General features: G+C 36.0%; 20 protein-coding genes and 1 riboswitch. Of the genes, 13 read left to right on the top strand and 7 right to left on the bottom strand.

The window, feature by feature from the left end; translation table 11 throughout:
- The first annotated feature begins 41 nt into the window (after window positions 1-41).
- Window positions 42-1,097, top strand: a complete 1,056-nt coding sequence (locus AABL52_RS00465; protein ID WP_341518736.1) for a GGDEF domain-containing protein — start codon at window positions 42-44, stop codon at window positions 1,095-1,097.
- 80 nt (window positions 1,098-1,177) lie between these two features.
- On the opposite strand, the gene pdxK is transcribed toward AABL52_RS00465, so the two are convergent.
- The gene (pdxK, locus tag AABL52_RS00470) at window positions 1,178-2,002 is read right to left on the bottom strand and encodes a pyridoxine/pyridoxal/pyridoxamine kinase (RefSeq protein ID WP_000174251.1); all 825 of its coding nucleotides are present in this window, start codon (window positions 2,000-2,002) and stop codon (window positions 1,178-1,180) included.
- Window positions 2,003-2,136: 134 nt separating this feature from the next.
- Between pdxK and AABL52_RS00475 the strand changes: the two genes are divergently transcribed.
- From AABL52_RS00475 to AABL52_RS00485, 3 genes are all read left to right on the top strand, one after another.
- Window positions 2,137-3,708: a GAF domain-containing sensor histidine kinase gene (locus AABL52_RS00475; protein ID WP_341518737.1), complete on the top strand. Its 1,572-nt coding sequence runs from the start codon at window positions 2,137-2,139 to the stop codon at window positions 3,706-3,708.
- Between the two features lie 20 nt (window positions 3,709-3,728).
- Complete coding sequence (locus AABL52_RS00480) at window positions 3,729-4,376, top strand: response regulator (RefSeq protein WP_061680080.1); 648 nt, start codon at window positions 3,729-3,731, stop codon at window positions 4,374-4,376.
- Between the two features lie 190 nt (window positions 4,377-4,566).
- Complete coding sequence (locus AABL52_RS00485) at window positions 4,567-5,193, top strand: FMN-dependent NADH-azoreductase (protein WP_341518738.1); 627 nt, start codon at window positions 4,567-4,569, stop codon at window positions 5,191-5,193.
- 63 nt (window positions 5,194-5,256) lie between these two features.
- On the opposite strand, the gene AABL52_RS00490 is transcribed toward AABL52_RS00485, so the two are convergent.
- Window positions 5,257-5,928, bottom strand: a complete 672-nt coding sequence (locus AABL52_RS00490; protein ID WP_341518739.1) for a transcriptional regulator YeiL — start codon at window positions 5,926-5,928, stop codon at window positions 5,257-5,259.
- Between the two features lie 106 nt (window positions 5,929-6,034).
- On the opposite strand from AABL52_RS00490, the gene AABL52_RS00495 reads away from it, so the two are divergent.
- Complete coding sequence (locus AABL52_RS00495; protein WP_120451055.1) at window positions 6,035-6,730, top strand: YjjG family noncanonical pyrimidine nucleotidase; 696 nt, start codon at window positions 6,035-6,037, stop codon at window positions 6,728-6,730.
- 43 nt (window positions 6,731-6,773) lie between these two features.
- On the opposite strand, the gene AABL52_RS00500 is transcribed toward AABL52_RS00495, so the two are convergent.
- A complete protein-coding gene (locus tag AABL52_RS00500; protein ID WP_120451054.1) occupies window positions 6,774-8,003 on the bottom strand; it encodes a chloride channel protein in 1,230 nt (409 codons plus the stop codon).
- Between the two features lie 314 nt (window positions 8,004-8,317).
- Window positions 8,318-8,422, top strand: a riboswitch (SAM riboswitch).
- A gap of 94 nt (window positions 8,423-8,516) precedes the next feature.
- Here AABL52_RS00500 and AABL52_RS00505 point away from each other — a divergent pair.
- From AABL52_RS00505 to AABL52_RS00515, 3 genes are all read left to right on the top strand, one after another.
- A complete protein-coding gene (locus tag AABL52_RS00505) occupies window positions 8,517-9,815 on the top strand; it encodes a bifunctional O-acetylhomoserine aminocarboxypropyltransferase/cysteine synthase (RefSeq protein ID WP_341518740.1) in 1,299 nt (432 codons plus the stop codon).
- Window positions 9,799-10,704, top strand: a complete 906-nt coding sequence (gene metA, locus AABL52_RS00510; protein WP_001121545.1) for a homoserine O-acetyltransferase MetA — start codon at window positions 9,799-9,801, stop codon at window positions 10,702-10,704. Before AABL52_RS00505 ends, metA begins: the two co-directional genes overlap by 17 nt.
- Before the next feature lie 141 nt (window positions 10,705-10,845).
- Entirely contained in the window at window positions 10,846-12,141 is a 1,296-nt protein-coding gene (locus AABL52_RS00515) for a homoserine dehydrogenase (protein WP_000659102.1), read from the top strand.
- A gap of 23 nt (window positions 12,142-12,164) precedes the next feature.
- Here the strand turns inward: AABL52_RS00515 and AABL52_RS00520 are convergent, their stop codons facing one another.
- Window positions 12,165-12,791 (bottom strand): YczE/YyaS/YitT family protein, encoded by a 627-nt coding sequence (locus AABL52_RS00520; protein ID WP_098872557.1) that lies wholly within the window; start codon window positions 12,789-12,791, stop codon window positions 12,165-12,167.
- A 98-nt stretch (window positions 12,792-12,889) separates the two neighbouring features.
- Here AABL52_RS00520 and AABL52_RS00525 point away from each other — a divergent pair, with 98 nt between their 5' ends.
- From AABL52_RS00525 to AABL52_RS00545, 5 genes are read left to right on the top strand one after another with little or no spacing between them, the layout of a single operon-like run.
- Window positions 12,890-13,867 carry a LacI family DNA-binding transcriptional regulator gene (locus tag AABL52_RS00525; RefSeq protein ID WP_341518741.1) on the top strand — a complete coding sequence of 326 codons (978 nt, stop codon included), beginning with the start codon at window positions 12,890-12,892 and terminating at the stop codon, window positions 13,865-13,867.
- A 10-nt stretch (window positions 13,868-13,877) separates the two neighbouring features.
- Window positions 13,878-14,759, top strand: coding sequence for a GDSL-type esterase/lipase family protein (locus tag AABL52_RS00530; RefSeq protein WP_141524245.1), 882 nt, complete (start codon window positions 13,878-13,880; stop codon window positions 14,757-14,759).
- Window positions 14,756-15,673 (top strand): ABC transporter ATP-binding protein, encoded by a 918-nt coding sequence (locus tag AABL52_RS00535; RefSeq protein ID WP_000207735.1) that lies wholly within the window; start codon window positions 14,756-14,758, stop codon window positions 15,671-15,673. The genes AABL52_RS00530 and AABL52_RS00535 overlap by 4 nt, the downstream gene beginning before the upstream one ends.
- Complete coding sequence (locus AABL52_RS00540; protein WP_016085408.1) at window positions 15,666-16,658, top strand: ABC transporter permease subunit; 993 nt, start codon at window positions 15,666-15,668, stop codon at window positions 16,656-16,658. The genes AABL52_RS00535 and AABL52_RS00540 overlap by 8 nt, the downstream gene beginning before the upstream one ends.
- Window positions 16,659-16,677: 19 nt before the next feature.
- Entirely contained in the window at window positions 16,678-17,355 is a 678-nt protein-coding gene (locus AABL52_RS00545; RefSeq protein ID WP_341518742.1) for a uracil-DNA glycosylase, read from the top strand.
- A gap of 87 nt (window positions 17,356-17,442) precedes the next feature.
- Here AABL52_RS00545 and AABL52_RS00550 read toward each other — a convergent pair whose 3' ends face one another.
- The 3 genes from AABL52_RS00550 to AABL52_RS00560 form a co-directional block, all read right to left on the bottom strand.
- The gene (locus AABL52_RS00550) at window positions 17,443-17,736 is read right to left on the bottom strand and encodes a DUF3817 domain-containing protein (protein WP_016085410.1); all 294 of its coding nucleotides are present in this window, start codon (window positions 17,734-17,736) and stop codon (window positions 17,443-17,445) included.
- 211 nt (window positions 17,737-17,947) lie between these two features.
- Window positions 17,948-18,769 (bottom strand): Cof-type HAD-IIB family hydrolase, encoded by an 822-nt coding sequence (locus AABL52_RS00555; RefSeq protein ID WP_341518743.1) that lies wholly within the window; start codon window positions 18,767-18,769, stop codon window positions 17,948-17,950.
- A 177-nt stretch (window positions 18,770-18,946) separates the two neighbouring features.
- Window positions 18,947-20,230: a purine/pyrimidine permease gene (locus AABL52_RS00560; RefSeq protein ID WP_016085412.1), complete on the bottom strand. Its 1,284-nt coding sequence runs from the start codon at window positions 20,228-20,230 to the stop codon at window positions 18,947-18,949.
- Window positions 20,231-20,310: the final 80 nt, after the last annotated feature.

Below are 20,310 nucleotides of genomic sequence, written 5' to 3' on the forward strand. Positions count from 1 at the left end.
AATAAGGAAAGAGATAGATAGAAAAGTAGGGAGATTATTTTATGTTCAGGGATTTATTTGTAAACACAACAATTATTCTTTCCTTTATTTTTGTTGGAGGTCAGATTTTAAGAGATAGGCCGTTAAAAGAAGAGTTTTCTCTTTGGCAGAAATGTGTAGTAGGTATGCTTACTGGAATATTAAGTGTACTATTGATGCATTTTGGTGTACATATTGAGGATATTATGTTGGATCTACGTTATTTGGCTGTTATTTTAGCAATTATAATCGGAGGTCCGATAGCTAGTAGTATAACAGTTACTATTATTTTAATTACCCGATTATTTTTTACCGAGTACTCTTTAGCCTCTGAATTGGCTTGCTATAGTATTGTATTAATAGGTGTTGGAGTTGTTTTTATTTGGCGGATGAAAGCTTCTATATTTACAAGATGGATCTGGTTTAATGTATATAGTTTATCTATTTTAGTAGTGCCACTTTCTATTTTATTTAAGGATATGTCTATCGTATCATTATATGTAGTTTGTAGTGGTGTTGCAGCATATATCACATTTATAAGCGCAAATTATGTATTGCAATCCAATGGGTTATTTCAAACGATGAAGCAATATGCAACGATAGATGCGCTGACAGGTTTAGGAAACGTAAGACAGTTTGATTTAGAAATGAATCGTCATATTGGGAGTAAGCGTATGAAAAATGATTCACTTTGTTTACTACTTATAGATATTGATCACTTTAAGTGTGTAAATGATACGTTTGGGCATCCTGCAGGAGACGAAGTGTTAAAACAAATGGGATGTATTTTAAGAGAAATTTCACCGTTTCCAGACTTTGCCTTTCGAAAGGGTGGAGAGGAGTTCGCACTTTTGATACCAAAGAAGGGATTAGCTTATGGAATGCGTACAGGGGAACAAGTTCGCACAGCTGTTGAAAACCATCCATTTCAATTGTTAAATGGAACAAAAATAAAAATTACAGTTTCAGTAGGTATTTCAGTGTATGAAGAATCACCAGAGCAATTTATTCAAGCTGCTGATGATGCATTATATTACTCCAAAAGAAATGGTAGAAATCAAGTTAGTTCTGCATCTTAAAGATAAGATGACCAGAAGATCTTATAAAAAAACCCACAGAGAGGGAATATATAAACTCTGTGGTTTTTTTTATTTATAGATTAGACAAGTTCTTTTGATGCAACGAATTTACGATATGCACCGTGATGTGTTGGGCCTACGTATTCGTTGATCTTGAATGAATAACGGATAGCAGCTGTAATAAACTCTTTCGCAGTTTTTACTGCTTCTTTCACAGGTTTTCCTTTTGCAAGTTCTGCTGTAATTGCAGCAGAATATGTACAACCTGCGCCGTGTGTATTTGTTGTATCGATTTTTTCTGATTCTAAAAGATCGAATGTTTCTCCATCATATAGGACGTCGATTGCAGTTTCCGTACCAAGCTTGCTACCGCCTTTAATTAGGACGTATTTCGCACCTAAAGCGTGGATTTTTTTCGCCGCTTCTTTCATGTCTTCAAGAGAATTAATCTTTACGCCACTTAATTGGTAAGCTTCAAATAAGTTTGGTGTTACAACTAATGCCTTTGGAACAAGAACGTCACGTAAGCAATCGTTCGTTTCAGGATGTAATGCTTCATCAGCACCTTTACATACCATAACTGGATCAACTACTACATTTTTGAAATTATGTTTTTCGATTGTTTCTGCAACCATTTCAATAATTTCTACTGATCCCAGCATACCTGTTTTTAAAGCATCTACGCCAACACCTTCAATTGTTGTTTCTAACTGTGGTTTTAATGTAGAAGCCGGGATTGGGAATACGTTATGTGCCCAACCGTTATGTGGATCCATCGTTACGATTGTCGTAAGAGATGTCATTCCGTATACACCAAGTTCCTGGAATGTTTTTAAATCTGCTTGTATACCAGCACCGCCACTTGTGTCAGAACCAGCGATAGTAAGTGCTTTATTTAATGTCATTATGAAAGCCCCCTCAAGTGATATAATGAAAACTATGTTTTCACCATTATATCAATGTTACGAATAAGTACAAAGTGAAAAGTAGATGATTTATTTTAGGAGCTATTGAAAATCTTGTATGTAGGAGACGAATTATGTTTCAAGAGAATCGTACAAATGAATTAGTTATATTAAAAGAGATTGCAGAGACGTTGAACACTTCAAATGATACATATCATGTGCTGCAAGCTGTGTTGGAAAAACTATTGAATGTAACGGGTTTAACGACAGGATGGATATTTCTTGCGGATGAAAATGGTAGATATACAAAATTAATTGATTATCAATTACCAGAGGGATTGAGATTTGAAAATAAACGACCGATGTGTGAGGGAAATTGCTGGTGTTTACACCGATTTGTGGAAGGTAAACTAGAGAAAGCCGTTAATATTATTGAATGTAAGAGAATTAATAATGCGATTGAATATAACTGGGGAGATACAGAAGGGATTGTGCATCATGCTACAGTGCCGCTAAAAGCAGGGGGAGATGAATTTGGCGTATTAAATGTGGCTAGCCCAGGTAAAACGTATTTTTCTGAAGAAGAATTAGTGTTATTACAATCAGTTGCTTTCCAAATTGGAACAGCATTAAAACGTACAAAATTGTATGAGAATGAAAAGAGAAGGGCTCATTATTATGTAAAGTTAGAACGTTTTATTCAAGCTTTAAGGACGATTCATAAATTTAATGCATTGCCTGAGGCGATTGTAAAACAAATAGGGAAGTTATTTCTATGGGAGCAAGTTGTATTTTTTATTAGAGAAGAAAATGAACTTGCTGTAAGAGCTTCGTATAAGATAGATGAGTTGCAAGAGGATTTGAAGTCAGCGGCACAGGAAGCACTGAAAAAGGAAGAACCTGTTCTGTTAAAGAGTCAGGTTGGGAATATCGTACATCCTAATCGTGCAGTTATTGCCATTCCCATACATATTCAAGATCATATATTTGGCGTGTTAAGTGTAAGTTCGAATAATGGAGAATTTGATATAAATACGATAGATGTAGTACAGGCGTTAGCAAACCATATATCTTTAATGATAGAGAACTTAAGGTTAAACGAAAAGCGCCGAGAACTTGTACGAATGGAAGAACGTAATCGTTTAGCTAGAGATTTGCATGATTCTGTTTCACAAAAGTTATTTTCATTAACCTTTATGACGAAAGGTGCCGAAGCTGTCTTAAAGGGGAAAAATGAAAAGGTAGATCAATCTTTGCATGAGATACGTGAGTTATCGCAAGGTGCTTTAAAAGAAATGAGGACGTTAATTTGGCAACTACGTCCAGCGGGATTAGAGAAAGGATTATTACCAGCTTTAAAGCAATATGGCGAAAGTTTGGGATTGAAAATTCGGGAACAAGTTACAGGTGTTCGAGATTTGCCGCGCGTAGTAGAGGAAGCACTATGGCGAATTGGACAAGAAGCGTTAAATAACGTAAGTAAACATGCGAATGTCAGAGAAGCGGCGATTTATTTCAAAGTGACGGAGAAGAATGTATCATTAGAAATAGTCGATCAAGGAAACGGCTTTGTAGAAAAGAATATAAAAGAGAAGAAATCACTCGGTATGACTACGATGCGTGAAAGAGTAGAATTAGTTGGTGGAACAATTAAAATCGTAAGTGATAAGAAAAGAACAAGTGTAAAAGTAAACGTACCATTATGATGTGAAAATGAGGGAAGTTTGTGAAAATAAAAGTATTGTTAGTTGATGATCATACAGTCGTTTTAAAAGGGTTAGCATTTTTCTTGAGTACACAGGAGGATTTAGCGTTAGTTGGAGAAGCAAATAACGGGAAAGAAGCATTAGTGAAAGTAGGGGAGACAAATCCTGATGTGGTACTAATGGATTTATATATGCCCGAAATGGATGGTGTCGAGGCGACGGCGTGCATCAAAAAAGAATATCCAAATGTGAAAGTAATTGTATTAACCAGCTTTTCTGATCAAGCGCATGTTTTACCAGCGTTAAGGGCGGGAGCAAGCGGCTATATTTTAAAAGATGTAGAACCGGATCAGCTTGTTGAAGCTATTCGAAGCGCATATAAAGGTAATATTCAATTACATCCGGATATAGCAAATGCTCTTCTCTCTCAAACATTACCTATGGAAGAAAAAGAAGAAGAACCTTCTATTCAAGTGGATGTGTTAACAGCGAGAGAAAATGAAGTGTTGCAGCTATTAGCGAAAGGGATGAGTAATAAAGAGATCGCTTCCGTTTTAGTTATTACAGAAAAAACGGTAAAAGCTCATGTAAGTAGTATTTTGAGTAAGTTGAATTTATCTGATCGCACGCAAGCGGCATTATATGCAGTGAAAAACGGAATTGTATAAGACAAAAGTCGTAAGACCTAGTTCGCCTTTAGAAGGTGGACTTTTTTTATGGAAAAATACGTCTATGTGAGGACGAAATTGTCTTGATATAAAGATAAAATATGTTTGTAAGCAACAAAACAACAATTACAAGGGATACCTTTTTTGAAAGCATATAACAACAGAAGAGTGAGTACTAGGAGGAAAAACAATGGCAACAGTTTTATTTGTAAAAGCAAACAACCGCCCAGCGGAACAAGCAGTTAGTGTGAAATTATACGAGGCATTTTTAGCAAACTATAAAGAAGCACATCCAAATGATACAGTAGTAGAACTTGATTTATATAAAGAAGAATTACCATATGTAGGCGTAGATATGATTAATGGTACATTCAAAGCAGGTAAAGGATTTGATTTAACTGAAGAGGAAGCAAAAGCAGTAGCAGTTGCTGATAAGTATTTAAATCAATTTTTAGAAGCTGATAAAGTCGTTTTCGGTTTCCCATTATGGAACTTAACAATCCCAGCAGTATTGCACACATATATTGATTATTTAAACCGTGCTGGCAAAACGTTTAAATATACGCCAGAAGGTCCAGTTGGTCTAATTGGAGATAAGAAGATTGCATTATTAAACGCGCGCGGTGGCGTATATTCTGAAGGTCCAGCAGCTGAAGTAGAAATGGCTGTTAAATATGTAGCAAGTATGATGGGCTTCTTCGGTGCAAAAAACATGGAAACAGTAGTTATTGAAGGGCATAATCAATTCCCAGATAAAGCAGAAGAGATCATTACAACGGGTCTTGAAGAAGCAGCTAAAGTAGCAAGCAAATTTTAATTGAAAATAGAATCGTCACTCGAAAAAAGCAGCATTAACATATAAACGTTAATGCTGCTTTTTTTATATTTTAAGTTCGTCAGCCAGTTTTTCTAATTGGATTCGATCTTGTATGTAATAGGTTCTTCCGTCTTTTTTTAAGTAATTTTGCTGACAAAAATGGTTTAATACATATAAGAGGTGGCGGTAGCTGACATTTAAATATTCCGAAGCCTCGGTATGCTTTTCTATATAACTGTTATTCTGTTCTGTTAATAGAATAAATGCTGCTAATCGATTTTCGAACGGATAACTATTATTTTTGGCGTAACTTTCTGTTCGGGTAATTGTTTTTTCGCCGATAAATTTGCATAGTTTCTGTAGAAAGATAGCATCTTGCAATAAAAGATGCTGACAATCTTTAAGAGGGAGCGCCAAGCAAATACAATCTTCAATCACTTCCACCGTTTTCGTAACGGATTCTACGCCGATTAACCCTAATTCCCCAATGAACGAAGGTGCTTTAATAAAGTTAATTAAGGAAATCCTCCCATTTTTGTGACTCATATATATTTTCGCTTTCCCGGAAATTAAGTAATAAAGATAAGGAACATCAACGCCTTCATTACATATCCTTTCTTTCTTTTGAAAGGAATGTAGTTCAGCATATGGTAAGACATCAAAAGAAAAAAGAGTATGGAAGTTGTAAGTTTGCACGTAATGAGAGATTTCTTCGCTATTTTTGCTGACTTTCATATTTTCACCTCCTGTTTAGTATGAGATATCTCCTATTATTTTTACAAGAAAGAATGATACGATTTATGTAAATTTATTTTTGTAGAAAAGAGAGTGTGAGGGGTTTATGAAAAAATATAAAACACTGCTATTTGATGTAGATGATACATTGTTAGATTTTCAGAAGGCGGAGAAAATGGCATTACGTATGCTGTTTGAAGAGAACGGTATCCCTCTAACTAGTGAGGTGCAAGGGCGGTATAAAAAAATTAATAAAAGTCTTTGGGATGCTTTTGAAGAAGGTAAAATAAACCGTGATGAAGTCGTAAATACACGGTTTTCAATTTTGTTTAAAGAATACGGGGAAGAAGTAGATGGGATATTATTCGAAAATAATTATCGTAGCTACTTAGAAGAAGGAGACCAACTTATGCAAGGTGCGTTTGAATTTATAAATCGAATTCACAGTGAGTATGATTTATATATAGTGACAAACGGTATTTCTAAGACGCAAGATAAACGTTTACGTAATGCAGGATTACACGCCTTGTTTCAAGATATTTTTGTTTCAGAAGATACAGGATTCCAAAAGCCGATGAAAGAGTATTTTGATTATGTTTTCGAACGAATTCCTAATTTTGCTCCTGAAGAAGGGCTCATTATTGGAGATTCGTTAAGTGCTGATATGAAAGGTGGATATGTAGCCGGAATTGATACTTGTTGGTTTAATCCAGAAAAGAAATTAAATGATAGCGGGATTGTGCCGACATATGAAGTGGGAAATTTTGAAGATTTATACGCACTATTGAAGCAACGTGTGTAATAAAAATAGGCAGTGGAAGTTTTGTCCCTACTGCCTATTTTTATTAGCTTGTAGCTTCGTTATTTTTAGGAAGTGGAAATGCATTACCAATCGCTGCCGCTCCAAGCATCGGTAATAGTAAATTGAGCGGGAAAAACATGAGTAATAGTAATGTTATTGCAATTGGTTTTCTTAATGCATAGCTTGAAATTGCTGTTGTGACGATGGCTACCGAAGCAATTGGATCTATAGGGATAATGGACGCTATAGCATATCCGATACTAGATCCAGCAAATATAATTGGGAAAATGTGTCCACCGCGCCAACCTGTATTTAAACAAACGGCAGTAATACATAATTTTAAAACTCCTGAAAGAAGTAATACCCAGAAGGATAAGTGGGTCCATTCCACGACTAAATCTTTTAATTGGTGTTCTCCTGAAAATAACGTGTACGGGAGGAAAGTTCCTGTAATTCCTAATAAAATACCACCGATAATACCAAGTGATAGTTTGTATTCTTTTAAGGGATGGATTAATTTCTCTAATGTGAACTCTAATTTGAAATAAAAGAATCCAACTATAGCACCAATACTGGCAAGTGGGAGAAAGGCAATCCATTCATTAAGAGAAAGAGAACCTTTTCCGAAATCAACGATAAAGGATCCGCGATTATCGAATTTACTAAGTAATAAATAAATGGAAAAACCAGCGAAAGTAGTAGCTAAATATACAATTGCTTTTTTTCCTTTGGAAAATTCGTTAATTTGGTCACCCTCATTTTCATTTGGAGCTAAATAACCGAATAGCGGCGCGTTAAAAATTACACTTAAAGTAGCGCCAATTCCAATCTCTGTTAGTTCATTCATTCCTTTTAAGGCGAATGTAAAGCGATCCCCTACCCATGTACAAAGTCCACCGATAATTCCAACAAGTGCTGCTTCGGGACCTAAGCTAGCACCAAATATTAAAACGATAATTGCAGTTAAAGTAGCTTTATGTACAAAACGGTATTCAATTCTACCTGTTTTTTTATATTCACCCATTACTTCCGGCATAAGACGTGGATATGTGCCGAAGTATTTTTGGGTTAAACCAACGAGAATACCACCGATAGTTGTTACACAAATAGTGTAATACGGGGGAGAAGAGAAGATTGTAGGTAAGTATCCCCAAATAAAGTGAATGCCGATATTTATTGTAACTAAAAATAGCCAGACTGTTGCTCCTACTATAGAGCCTAAAAGAATGCCGTATAGGACGAGTATATAGTGCATGTCCTTTGTGTTTGTCATGTTATACCTCCGTTATGTAAGTGTTAATGTCGAAAGAATTAAATATGCTACTGTGAAATGAATATGTATAGTATCTTTTTGAGGGGTTGGTTTATTCAATATATTGAGGTATCGTGAGAATTTGAAATCTATACGGTTAAACCACGTATTTAATTTTATATAGTAATCGTGGGTTTTAAAAGGTCTTTTTCAAATGGATATGGAATATATTTCTTTTGTTATGCATGTCAAATTCTTTGTAGTTAATTTAGAACATTCAGAAAAACTGATTGACATTAGGAAATTATTGCTATAAAATCAACGGTAATTGCATAGTCTTATCAAGAAAAGGTGGAGGGACAGGCCCGATGAAACCTTGGCAACAGCCGTATAACGGAATTGTGCCAAATCCTGCAGGTAATAATCCTGAAAGATAAGAAAGAGCCTTTAGAGCGTGTTTTCAAACTGCTCCTTTCTTGTTTTCAGGAAAGGAGCAGTTTTTTTATTTTGTATAAGAAGAAAGGAGAATGAGAGATGGGAGAATCATGGGGAAAAGGAACAATTTGTGTGCAAGGTGGCTATACGCCAAAGAATGGTGAACCGCGTGTTTTACCGCTTTATCAAAGTACAACGTATAAATACGATACTTCGGATGATTTAGCGGCCTTATTTAACTTAGAGGCAGAAGGATATATATACACGCGTATTGGAAATCCTACTTTAGCTGCATTTGAGCAAAAGCTAGCGGATTTAGAGGGTGGTGTAGGAGCTGTTGCAACGGCTTCTGGCCAGGCTGCTATTATGCTTGCTGTTTTAAATATTTGTAGTAGTGGAGACCACTTGCTTTGTTCTTCCACAGTTTATGGCGGGACGTTTAATTTATTTGGAGTGAGTTTGCGTAAGCTTGGTATTGATGTTACGTTCTTTAATCCGAATTTAACTGCTGATGAAATTGTGGCCCTTGCTAATGATAAGACGAAACTTGTTTATGCAGAATCGTTAGGAAATCCAGCAATGAACGTTTTAAATTTCAAAGAGTTTTCAGATGCAGCGAAAGAGTTAGAAGTACCTTTTATCGTGGATAATACATTAGCAACTCCTTATTTATGCCAAGCATTCGAGCACGGGGCAAATATTATCGTTCATTCTACGACGAAATATATCGATGGTCATGCAAGCTCTTTAGGCGGCATTGTCATTGATGGAGGGAACTTCGATTGGACAAATGGGAAATATCCTGAACTTGTTGAACCGGATCCAAGTTATCACGGCGTAAGTTACGTTCAAAATTTTGGTGCAGCAGCTTATATTGTGAAGGCGCGTGTTCAATTATTAAGAGACTACGGAAACTGTATGAGCCCATTCAATGCGTATATTAGCAATATCGGCTTAGAAACGTTGCATTTACGAATGGAGCGTCATAGTGAAAATGCCCTCGCAGTTGCTAAGTGGCTTGCTAACCATGAACGTATTGAATGGGTGAATTATCCGGGATTAGATAGCAATGAAAATTACTCGTTAGCACAAAAGTATTTGAAAAAAGGTGCTAGTGGTGTTTTAACATTCGGCATTAAGGGAGGACTAGAAGCAGCGAAAGAATTTATCGCAAATGTAAAACTAGCAACTCTCGTAACGCATGTAGCTGATGCACGAACTTGCGTTATACATCCTGCTAGCACAACGCATAGACAATTAAGTGCAGAAGATCAGCGTTTAGCTGGCGTTACATCAGATTTAATTCGTTTATCAGTCGGTATAGAAGATGTTTCTGATATTATTGCAGATTTAGAAGCAGCGCTAGTCGGAGGCAAAGAACATGCCAATCATAATTGATAAAGATTTACCGGCTCGCAAAGTGTTGCAGAAGGAAAATATTTTTGTAATGACGAAGGAGCGAGCAGAAACACAAGATATCCGGGCATTGAAAATTGCTATATTAAATTTAATGCCTACAAAGCAAGAAACAGAGGCGCAATTACTTCGTTTAATTGGCAACACACCGTTGCAATTAGATGTTCATTTACTTCACATGGAATCACATTTGTCCCGTAATGTAGCACAGGACCATTTAACGAGTTTCTATAAAACATTCCGTGATATTGAGAATGAGAAATTTGATGGACTTATTATTACAGGAGCACCAGTTGAAACTCTTTCTTTTGAAGAGGTAGATTATTGGGAAGAGCTTAAACATATTATGGAGTATTCAAAAAAGAATGTAACATCTACGCTTCATATTTGCTGGGGGGCACAGGCTGGTTTGTATCATCATTATGGCGTTCCAAAGTATCCGCTTAAGGAAAAAATGTTCGGTGTATTTGAACATGAAGTCCGTGAGCAACATGTGAAATTATTACAAGGGTTTGATGAATTGTTCTTTGCCCCGCATTCTCGTCATACAGAAGTAAGAGAGAGTGATATTAGAGAGGTGAAAGAATTAACATTATTAGCAAACTCTGAGGAAGCGGGTGTTCACCTTGTTATTGGGCAAGAAGGAAGGCAAGTGTTTGCGCTCGGGCATAGTGAATATAGTTGTGATACGTTAAAAGAAGAATACGAACGAGACCGCGACAAAGGGTTAAATATTGATGTGCCGAAAAATTATTTTAAGCATAATAACCCAAATGAGAAACCGCTTGTAAGGTGGAGAAGTCATGGGAATCTATTATTCTCTAATTGGCTGAATTATTACGTGTATCAAGAAACCCCTTATGTATTATAAAAAAAGATTGTGTAACACGTGGCAACGTTTTCTTTGTAAAGATTAACTTATATTTTTCCGAATGTTCAAAAAACATTGTTTTTCAGATTTTTTACTCATATAATTTCATCTAAACACAATTTTTAAGGGGTGGACAGTATTATGAAGGAAATTCAAGTTGGCTTATTAGGTCTTGGGACAGTTGGTAGCGGTGTAGTTCGTATTATTACAGATCATCAAGAGCGACTCATACACCAAGTAGGTTGTCCTGTGAAAGTAACGAAAGTACTAGTACAAAATATTGAAAAAGAGAGAGAAGTAGAGGTACCTTCTACTCTATTAACACAAGATGCAAATGAAATTTTAGATAATCCAAATATTGACGTTGTCATCGAAGTGATGGGTGGCATTGATGATGCAAAAGCATATATTTTGCAAGCTTTACAAAGTGGGAAGCATGTTGTAACTGCCAATAAAGATTTAATGGCGTTACATGGGGCGGAACTCTTGGCAGTAGCAAAAGATAATAAAGCAGACCTGTTTTATGAAGCAAGTGTAGCCGGAGGGATCCCGATTTTACGAAGTATCGTAGAAGGACTTTCTTCAGATCTTATTACGAAAGTAATGGGAATTGTAAATGGAACGACAAATTTTATTTTGACGAAAATGTCAGATGAAGGGAGAGCATATAACGACGTGTTAAAAGAAGCCCAACAACTTGGATTTGCAGAAGCAGATCCAACATCAGATGTGGAAGGTTTAGATGCAGCAAGAAAAATGACGATTTTGGCTACCCTTGGTTTCTCTACAAATGTAGAGCTTGGAGATGTGAAAGTAAAAGGAATTACTTCTATTACAGAAGAAGATATTGAATACAGTAAAAGTTTAGGCTACACGATTAAATTAATTGGTCTTGCGAAGCGAGATGGTGAAAAATTAGAAGTTACAGTTGAACCAACGTTACTTCCAAATACACATCCCCTTGCGGCCGTACAAAACGAATATAACGCTGTATATGTGTACGGTGAAGCGGTTGGAGAAACGATGTTTTATGGACCAGGTGCAGGAAGTTTACCAACAGCGACAGCTGTCGTTTCAGATTTAGTAGCTGTCATGCAAAATATTCGATTAGGTGTAAACGGAAATAGTGCGGTATCCCCGCAGTATAAAAAGGTATTAAAAGAGCCAGACGAAATTGTTGTGAAGAAATTTTTAAGACTTCATGTAAAAGATGAAATTGGTGTATTTGCAAAAATTACTTCATTGTTCTCTGAGCGTGGTGTTAGCTTTGAAAAGATTATTCAAATGCCACTTGAAGAGAAAGGAAAAGCTGAAATTGTAATTGTAACGCATCGTGCATCTCTTGCTGATTATGATTATATTCTACATACGTTGCAAGGGTATGAAGAAATAGATTGTTTGAAAGCAAATTACCGAATTGAAGGAGATGCAAAGTAGCATCTCCTCTAATAAAAAACCTATTAAGCGGCCTGCTTAATAGGTTTTTTTCTATTTAAAATCTGCGTACCAACTTGAATAAATGCTTGGATAATCCAGCCTGTTGTAAAAGATAAGATGATTGTTCCAAAATAGATAGGTCCATTTAATAGGAAGCTTAATGTTAAAAATAAAAACGCTAACGAAATTTCTGTTCTTCTAAATGTCCACTTCTTTTTCTCAGCAACCGTTAAAACGAAAGCTTCCTGAGGTGCTGCGCAAAGGTTGGTAGAGACGTAAAGACCAATCCCAGCTCCAACGAATAGATTTCCACAAATAAGTGTTATATATTTTGGAAGAGAACGGATAGCGTCCATAATAGTTGTAATGGAACCAATCCAATCAACAAAAAGAGAAATAAGAACCATCGTTACAATTGTACCGATCGTAATTTGTTTTTTATTCCAAAAGAGTACGATAAGAGTAAAAGCAAAATTAATCATGAAAATCCAAAAACCGATACTTATCCCGAAATTTTGATATAGTGCAATAAAGAAGGAATCATAAGGGCTAAGTCCAAAGGAAGTAATTGTTGTCATCATATTAATACCGATGGCGAGAGTGAGTAGACCGCCAATGAAAAATATATATTCTAATTTGAATCGAAGCATAGTTGTATATCCTTTCAAAATGTATTTGCTAGGAAAGGATATATTGTGGAAAGCTTACCAGGTCAAGGGAGAATTTTTGCAGAGAAGGGGAAAATGAGATGACGAATATAAGAAAGATTGCTGAACTTGCTGGGGTATCTGTTTCAACTGTTTCACGTGTACTGAATAATCATCCATATGTGAATGAACAGAAACGAAAAGAAATTTTAGCAATTATAGAAGAGTTAAATTATACGCAAAATGTGAATGCAATTCATTTAGTGAAAGGAAAAACGAATGTCATTGGCGTGTTATTACCGCACGTAAATGATCAATATTATAGTGCTATTATCGAGGGAATATCAAAGGAAACAGCAAAGAATAATTATAATATGATGCTTTGTCAGACGAATTATAGTGAGGAAAGAGAACTAGAAATTTTGAATATGTTAAAAATGAAAAAGCTTGATGGGGTTATTATATGTTCTCGAGCGAATAGTAAGGAAAAGCTTGAAGAATATACGAAATTTGGTCCAATTGTTATGTGTGAAGAAATAGACTCGAATTCCATTTCGAGTGTGCATATTGATTACTATAAAGTCTTTTCGCGCGGGATGAAGAGCTTAATAGATGTCGGACATACAAATATTGGATATTGCATTGGGAGAAGTAATAGCATTAATAGTCAGAGAAGAAAACAAGCATATGAGGATTCGCTTCAACAGATTGCTGTAACACCGATAGAGGCCTGGAAGTTTAAAGGCTGTTTTACAGTGGAAGATGGGCGTAATGTGATTAGGGAATGGGCCCATATGTCAGTAAAACCAACAGCATTTCTTGTATCTTGCAACCATATTGCAGCTGGAATGGTAACGGAAGCGAAAAAACAAGGCATTCGTATTCCAGAAGATATTACGATTATCGGTTGTGATGATCAAGATGTGGCAGATATTTTAGGCATTACGACGATTTCATATTGTAGTAAAAATGTTGGTGTGAAGGCATTTGAATTATTATATGAAAAGATTAATGATGAGAAAATAGATGTAAAGCACGTAGAGTTATTGTCAGAATTAGTACATAGGGAAACAACATAATAGATAAGGTGTGAAAATCGCTTTTCAAAATTGCGTTTGGTATAATTATGGACAATCTATGAGGGCTAAAAGGGGTTTTGATATGAGATCAAAAGTAGTAAAAGTAATTCTACTCATTACAATTGCATCTTTCTGTTTATTTGCATATGGCTTTGTTTCAGGTGTAAATGATGTGTTAAATCCGAAAGCTTCAAATTTAATTAAAAAGACCGATGTAGTGGCAAAAGAGAAAAAGAAAACGGGAACGTTACAAATCGTTAGTCTAGGTGATTCATTAACACGCGGTGTTGGTGATAAAGAAGGAATTGGCTATATTGGACGGATGAAAGAAGATTTACAAAAAGATTATAAGCAAAAGGTTGCTTTAACTAACTTAGCTGTTAGTGGTGCAAAAATGCCTGACTTATTAAAACAAATGGAGAGTAGTGGCGCTCAATATTCAATTAAGCAAGCAGATGTAATCGTTTTAACGATAGGAGGAAATGATTTATTTCCAGGTTGGGAATCGCTCGGAAAAATAGATTTGGAAACATACCGTCCTGATACAGAAACATTCCAGAATGAAGCGAAGAAAATTATAGAGGGAATTCGTAAGTTAAATACAGATAGCCCTATTTTTTGGCTTGGTTTATACAATCCTTTTGAAGATGTGGAAGATTTAAAAGGGTCTTCAAATATTGTTGTAGACTGGAATGCATCTTTAGAAAAATTAGCGCTAAATGATAAAAATGTTTATATTACACCGACATTTGATTTATTCCAAAACCGCGGGAAAGATTTATTATACTCCGATCATTTCCATCCGAATGAAGTAGGGTATACATATATGGCAGACCGATTAGTTCAAAATGTTGCGAGTAAATTAAAACTAGAACAAGGAGGGGTAAAATGACGACGATACTTTCTGTACGAGACGTGAAGAAGGTAATTGGAAAGAAGACTATTGTAGAGAATATTTCCTTCGATGTAAAACAAGGAGAAGTGTTTGGCTTCCTAGGACCGAATGGCGCCGGAAAAACAACTACCATTCGAATGTTAGTTGGGTTGATTAAAGAAACAGAAGGTACAATTTCTATCGGTGGTTATTCTATTAAGGAAAATTTCAGAGAAGCGATGCGTCAAATTGGGAGTATCGTTGAAAACCCAGAACTGTATACATATTTAACGGGATGGGAAAATTTAAAACAATTTGCCCGTATGCTAGGTGATATATCAGATGAACGTATTATTGAAATTGCTCAAATGGTTCATTTAGATGAAAGAATTCACGATAAAGTAAAAACGTACTCACTTGGTATGAAACAGCGCCTTGGCATTGCGCAAGCGCTTCTTGGAAATCCAAAATTGCTCATTTTAGATGAGCCAACAAATGGTTTAGACCCAGCTGGAATTAGAGAACTTAGGGAATTTATACATAAGCTTGTGAAAGAAGAAAATATGAGTGTGTTTATTTCAAGTCACTTGCTAAGCGAAGTACAAATGATATGCGATCGGGTTGCGATTATTCATAAAGGAAAAATGATAACAGTTGCCAAGGTTGAAGAGTTAATTAAAACAGCAAGTGATCGTGTAGAATGGATTGTTACACCAATTTCTAAGGCGAAAGATATGCTAGAAGATGCTGAGGAAGTAAGAGAAGTAAGTATAGAAGGTCATCGATTATTATGCCGCATGGATATCACATCTATAAGTAATTGGAATAAATATTTTGTAGAAAACGGGATAGATGTGCATAGTGTTAAAGAGCTTGTATTTACGCTAGAAGATTTATTTATTGAACTCACAAGGGGTGAGCAGCATGCGTGAATTTGCGAATCTAGTTTTAAATGAATCGGAGAAAATTTATCGTAAGAAACGTATTTTTGTTGTCATGCTTATTTTAGCAATTTTAATCCCGCTTTTTGTGTATGCGCAGTATCGTGAAGTAGAAACGACACAAAAAAGGCTAGGTACAACGGATTGGAAAGTTTCGCTGCAACAACAAATTGTTGATTCTCAAAACCGCTTGAACAATTCTAGACTACCAGAAGAATGGCGGGATTGGCTGAAGGTAAGAGTGGAGCAGCAACAATATTATTTAGATCATGATATTAACCCGATGGCACCGGGCGCACCAACTTTTGTAAGGGCGTTTATTGAGCAAGGAATTACATTGTTTATTCCGCTTCTTGTCATGATTGTCGCTATTGACATTGTTTCAGGAGAAAGAAGTGATGGAACGATGAAAATGTTGCTCACGCGGCCGATTCGGCGCTGGAAAATACTCCTTAGTAAGTACGTGACGATGTTATTTTTCATTTCACTCATACTGCTTCTTGTAGGTGTATTTGCTTACGGATTATCCGGGCTTGTATTTGGATACTCGGGATGGAATTTACCGGTTTTAACAGGGTTTGTTATTGATAAAGAGAACCTAAATACAAACTTCGTACATCTTATTCCGCAGTGGCAATACATCTTGATGGCGTATGGATTAGCTTGGTTTGTTGCTATCGTTGTCGGAACTATATCATTTATGGTTTCCGTTTTAATTCGCAATACGCCGGCTGGAATGGGTGTTATGTTAGCCGCGTTAATTGCAGGAGGCATTTTAAGTTCATTCGCAACATCTTGGGAAGGTGCGAAATATATTTTTAGTGTGAACTTATCGTTAACAGATTATTTATCAGGGAAATTGCCTGCATTACAAGGTTTATCGATGGGGTTTTCTTTAATGAATTTAACGGTTTGGGCGGTCGTATCTCTTATTATTTCATTTGTAGTGTTTACAAAGCAGGATATGGTGAATTAATTGGACAGGAAGTGAAGTCATGGAAAATGTTTTGAAGAATGATTGGGGACCATTATTGGCGTCAGAATTTGAGAAAGAATATTATCGTACGTTAGCTGTTTTTTTGAAAGAAGAGTACAGTACGCATGTTGTTTATCCGAAGGTAGAAGATATATTTAATGCTCTTCAGTATACAAGTTATGAAAATACAAAGGTCGTTATTTTAGGACAAGATCCATATCATGGACCGAATCAAGCGCATGGTTTAAGCTTTTCTGTACAACCTGGTATTAAAACACCACCATCATTGTTAAATATGTATAAAGAGCTTCGAGATGAATATGGATATGAAATTCCGAATAATGGTTATTTAGTAAAATGGGCAGAGCAAGGAGTGCTACTATTAAATACTGTATTAACAGTTCGACAAGGTGAAGCAAATTCTCATAAAGGAAAAGGATGGGAGCACTTCACGGATCGCGTAATTGAGCTATTAAATGAACGTGAAAAACCGGTTATTTTCATATTGTGGGGACGTCATGCACAGGCGAAGAAAAAGTTAATTACGAATACGAAGCACCACATTATCGAATCTGTACATCCAAGCCCATTGTCAGCAAGACGTGGTTTCTTTGGTAGTAAGCCATACTCTAAAGTAAATACGATTTTAGCAAATATGGGCGAGAGAGAAATTGATTGGGAAATTCCAAATTTGTAAAGTGAAACTTTAATCAGTGGGAGTTTTACTGCCCGTTAATGCGGGGTAAATAAAAAAGGTAGTTAACAGTCGTTAACTACCTTTTTACTATTGTTGTTCGTTCTTTAATTTTGCATCTAGTACAAACGTACCGAATGGGATAATTGATGAAACAAATGCCCCAAGTGCCCATAAAATTGATTTACGGTGTACGATTGTTACTTGAATTACTGCAAAGATGAATAGAATAAATAAAACGCCATGAGCCATGCCTGTGATTTTAACAGCTGTTGCAAATCCTGCGAAATATTTTAATGGCATTGCTACAAATAATAGTAGTAGGAAAGAAATCCCCTCAATGAGTCCGATTGCTCTTAATCGTCCGATTGGTGTAGATAACATGTAAAGTAGCCTCCTTTAACGTATGCTTGTTTATAGTAAATTTGTATTCTTTTTCAAAATAAAATAGTCTAGTTTGTTTCATTATATACAAAAAGAAACTTTACACTACGAGAATAGTGCAAAGTTCAAAATATAGTCACAAAAGCAGGACAATTTAAATAAAAACCTATTTGAAGTGTTTGACTTCAAATAGGTTTTATGAGTGAAAATATTAAACAAGCGCTTCTCTTTTTAATACGAACTTCTCTACAACCTTTGCAACGCCATCATTCATATTTGTATCTGTTACGTAGTTTGCAATTTCTTTAATATCATCTGGTGCATTGCCCATTGCAACACCAAGGCCAGCGAATTCGATCATCGCCTGGTCATTATAGCTATCGCCCATTGCGATAACTTCTTCACGCTTAATGCCTAGCGTTTGAATTAATTGATTTAAGCTTGTTCCTTTTGTAACACCAGCTTCAGTAAATTCTAAGAAGAATGGTTTTGAACGCATAACGCTTAATTGGCCTTCTAGTTGTTTTTGTAGTTTTGATTCTACCATTTGTAAATGTTCTGGATTTTCTACCATTAATACTTTTACAACTGGTTGTTGTACAGCTTCTTTCAGGTTATTTACTTCTATGATTGGCATACCCGTAATTTGACCTTCAATTTCTGTATAAGAGTTGTTTTTCTCGGTGATAATATCGTCACCAATGTATGTGTGAATCCATACATTTTCTTCTTTACTAATATCGTATAGACTGTGAACGATTTCAGGGGATAACGTACTACTGAATAACTCTTCATCTGTTTTACAGTTAATAATTTTTGCACCGTTAAATGAAAGAATAAAGCTACCGTACTCCTCTAAATGTAATTCTTTTGCGATTGCACGCATTGCGAATGTTGGACGTCCAGAAGCAAGTACAACCTTTACACCTTGCTCTTGTGCAGTCATTAGAGCCTCTTTTGTACGAGGTGAAATGGTATGGTCGTCACGTAATAAAGTATCATCTAAATCTAAAACAATCATTTTATAAATCATATTGAAAATTCCCTTCTTTATTTAAATAGAAATACATGTTCATGAAGATATTAAGGAATAATAGTAAGACATCGAACTTCTTCGGAAAGAAATAGATAAATTACCATGAGCGTATTGCCCATGATAATTTATCGTAACAACTCTAAAGGTAGAGTGCAATAATGGAAGTTTTCCAATTTACGATAGTTGTTTTTCTGTAGAACGAGAAAATAGTATTTCGAGCAAAATTGCCATTACAGATCCAAGAACGAGACCGTTACTTAAAAATGATGCTAGAAATGGTGGGAGCGTAGAAAATGCTCCAGCTGGAACGAACATAACTCCGACTCCTGTAAAGATGGAAAGACCCGCTACTTTAAATAATCGTTCTTTATCTTGTACTGTGTCGTATTCACGGAAAGCTAGACCAATCATACTTGCAAATACAGGATAGATAGCAGCATAACCAACTGCAACTGGGATTGCTGCAAAGAATGAAGTGATTTTTGGGAATATACTAACGGCAATAATAAAGCTCGATCCTAACATAAATGGGAGTCGCTTATAAATATTAGTCGTTGCAATAAACCCTGCTGATCCAGAAATGGCGACAGGTCCAATAGCTGAGAATAGACCACCTAGTAATTGATTGATTCCTGTTATAATGCCGGCTTGTTTGAAACGATCTGGTGCGGCACCTTCTTCATACTTAGAGACAATCTTTTGCACAACACGAATACTTGCTAACATATTTGTTAGAAGTAATAGTGTAACGAAAACTACCGTAATTGCCATGTTCCATTCAATGCGAGGCATTCCGAAAACAAATAGGGATGGAAAACGGATTACATCTGTCACAGGCGTTACTGGATTAGATAATCCGAAGCATGCAAATAATATCCAGCCGCAGACAATACTGAAAAGAACGGAATATTGTCCAATAATAGGTAGCTTCATAATGAAAAAGGATAGTAAAATAACAATGAGTGAAAGAATAAATACGTCAGCTTGTACTTCTGTATGTTGTCCGTCAAGGCCAAACATTCCCTTTAAGAAGGAACCACTAAGTTGTGCGACAAGAAGAAATAAATATGTTCCAATGACTGTCGGTGTAAAATAGCGAACTAGCTTATCGATGAGTCCGAAAACACTAAGAATAATACAAATGATACCACTTAATAGGAAGGCGTATTGAAGGACTTTAAGCGTTTCATTGCTTGATCCAAATAATACGACACCTAAACTTGCATAAAGGGAGAAAATCCCCCACCAAAGGCCTGCAGGACCTTCTTGAATAGGAAGTTTATGTCCAAAAATAGCTTGCAGTAGACCAGCGAAGCCAAGAACAAATAATGTTCTTTGTACGAATGCAATAGCTTCAGCTCCATCGAGGCCATAACTAGTTGCGACGCTAATTGGTACAATAAGGCTCCCAGCTAAAATAAATAGCGCCCATTGTAAGGCGGAAAGAAATGTTTTCATTATATCAACCTCTTTCATAGATTCCGTATCTAGTATATATGTATTTCATTTCCACTGGCAAAGATTGTAGATAGAGAAAA

Source organism: Bacillus paramobilis (genome assembly GCF_038096195.1).
GTDB lineage: Bacteria > Bacillota > Bacilli > Bacillales > Bacillaceae_G > Bacillus_A > Bacillus_A mobilis.

What these genes read in the sequence shown, in the direction of transcription:
- AABL52_RS00465 (WP_341518736.1), top strand. Translation starts at nt 42, where the DNA reads ATGTTCAGGGATTTATTTGTAAACACAACAATTATTCTTTCCTTTATT.
- pdxK (WP_000174251.1), bottom strand. Translation starts at nt 2,002, where the DNA reads ATGACATTAAATAAAGCACTTACTATCGCTGGTTCTGACACAAGTGGC.
- AABL52_RS00475 (WP_341518737.1), top strand. Translation starts at nt 2,137, where the DNA reads ATGTTTCAAGAGAATCGTACAAATGAATTAGTTATATTAAAAGAGATT.
- AABL52_RS00485 (WP_341518738.1), top strand. Translation starts at nt 4,567, where the DNA reads ATGGCAACAGTTTTATTTGTAAAAGCAAACAACCGCCCAGCGGAACAA.
- AABL52_RS00490 (WP_341518739.1), bottom strand. Translation starts at nt 5,928, where the DNA reads ATGAAAGTCAGCAAAAATAGCGAAGAAATCTCTCATTACGTGCAAACT.
- AABL52_RS00495 (WP_120451055.1), top strand. Translation starts at nt 6,035, where the DNA reads ATGAAAAAATATAAAACACTGCTATTTGATGTAGATGATACATTGTTA.
- AABL52_RS00500 (WP_120451054.1), bottom strand. Translation starts at nt 8,003, where the DNA reads ATGACAAACACAAAGGACATGCACTATATACTCGTCCTATACGGCATT.
- AABL52_RS00505 (WP_341518740.1), top strand. Translation starts at nt 8,517, where the DNA reads ATGGGAGAATCATGGGGAAAAGGAACAATTTGTGTGCAAGGTGGCTAT.
- metA (WP_001121545.1), top strand. Translation starts at nt 9,799, where the DNA reads ATGCCAATCATAATTGATAAAGATTTACCGGCTCGCAAAGTGTTGCAG.
- AABL52_RS00515 (WP_000659102.1), top strand. Translation starts at nt 10,846, where the DNA reads ATGAAGGAAATTCAAGTTGGCTTATTAGGTCTTGGGACAGTTGGTAGC.
- AABL52_RS00520 (WP_098872557.1), bottom strand. Translation starts at nt 12,791, where the DNA reads ATGCTTCGATTCAAATTAGAATATATATTTTTCATTGGCGGTCTACTC.
- AABL52_RS00525 (WP_341518741.1), top strand. Translation starts at nt 12,890, where the DNA reads ATGACGAATATAAGAAAGATTGCTGAACTTGCTGGGGTATCTGTTTCA.
- AABL52_RS00535 (WP_000207735.1), top strand. Translation starts at nt 14,756, where the DNA reads ATGACGACGATACTTTCTGTACGAGACGTGAAGAAGGTAATTGGAAAG.
- AABL52_RS00540 (WP_016085408.1), top strand. Translation starts at nt 15,666, where the DNA reads ATGCGTGAATTTGCGAATCTAGTTTTAAATGAATCGGAGAAAATTTAT.
- AABL52_RS00545 (WP_341518742.1), top strand. Translation starts at nt 16,678, where the DNA reads ATGGAAAATGTTTTGAAGAATGATTGGGGACCATTATTGGCGTCAGAA.
- AABL52_RS00550 (WP_016085410.1), bottom strand. Translation starts at nt 17,736, where the DNA reads ATGTTATCTACACCAATCGGACGATTAAGAGCAATCGGACTCATTGAG.
- AABL52_RS00555 (WP_341518743.1), bottom strand. Translation starts at nt 18,769, where the DNA reads ATGATTTATAAAATGATTGTTTTAGATTTAGATGATACTTTATTACGT.
- AABL52_RS00560 (WP_016085412.1), bottom strand. Translation starts at nt 20,230, where the DNA reads ATGAAAACATTTCTTTCCGCCTTACAATGGGCGCTATTTATTTTAGCT.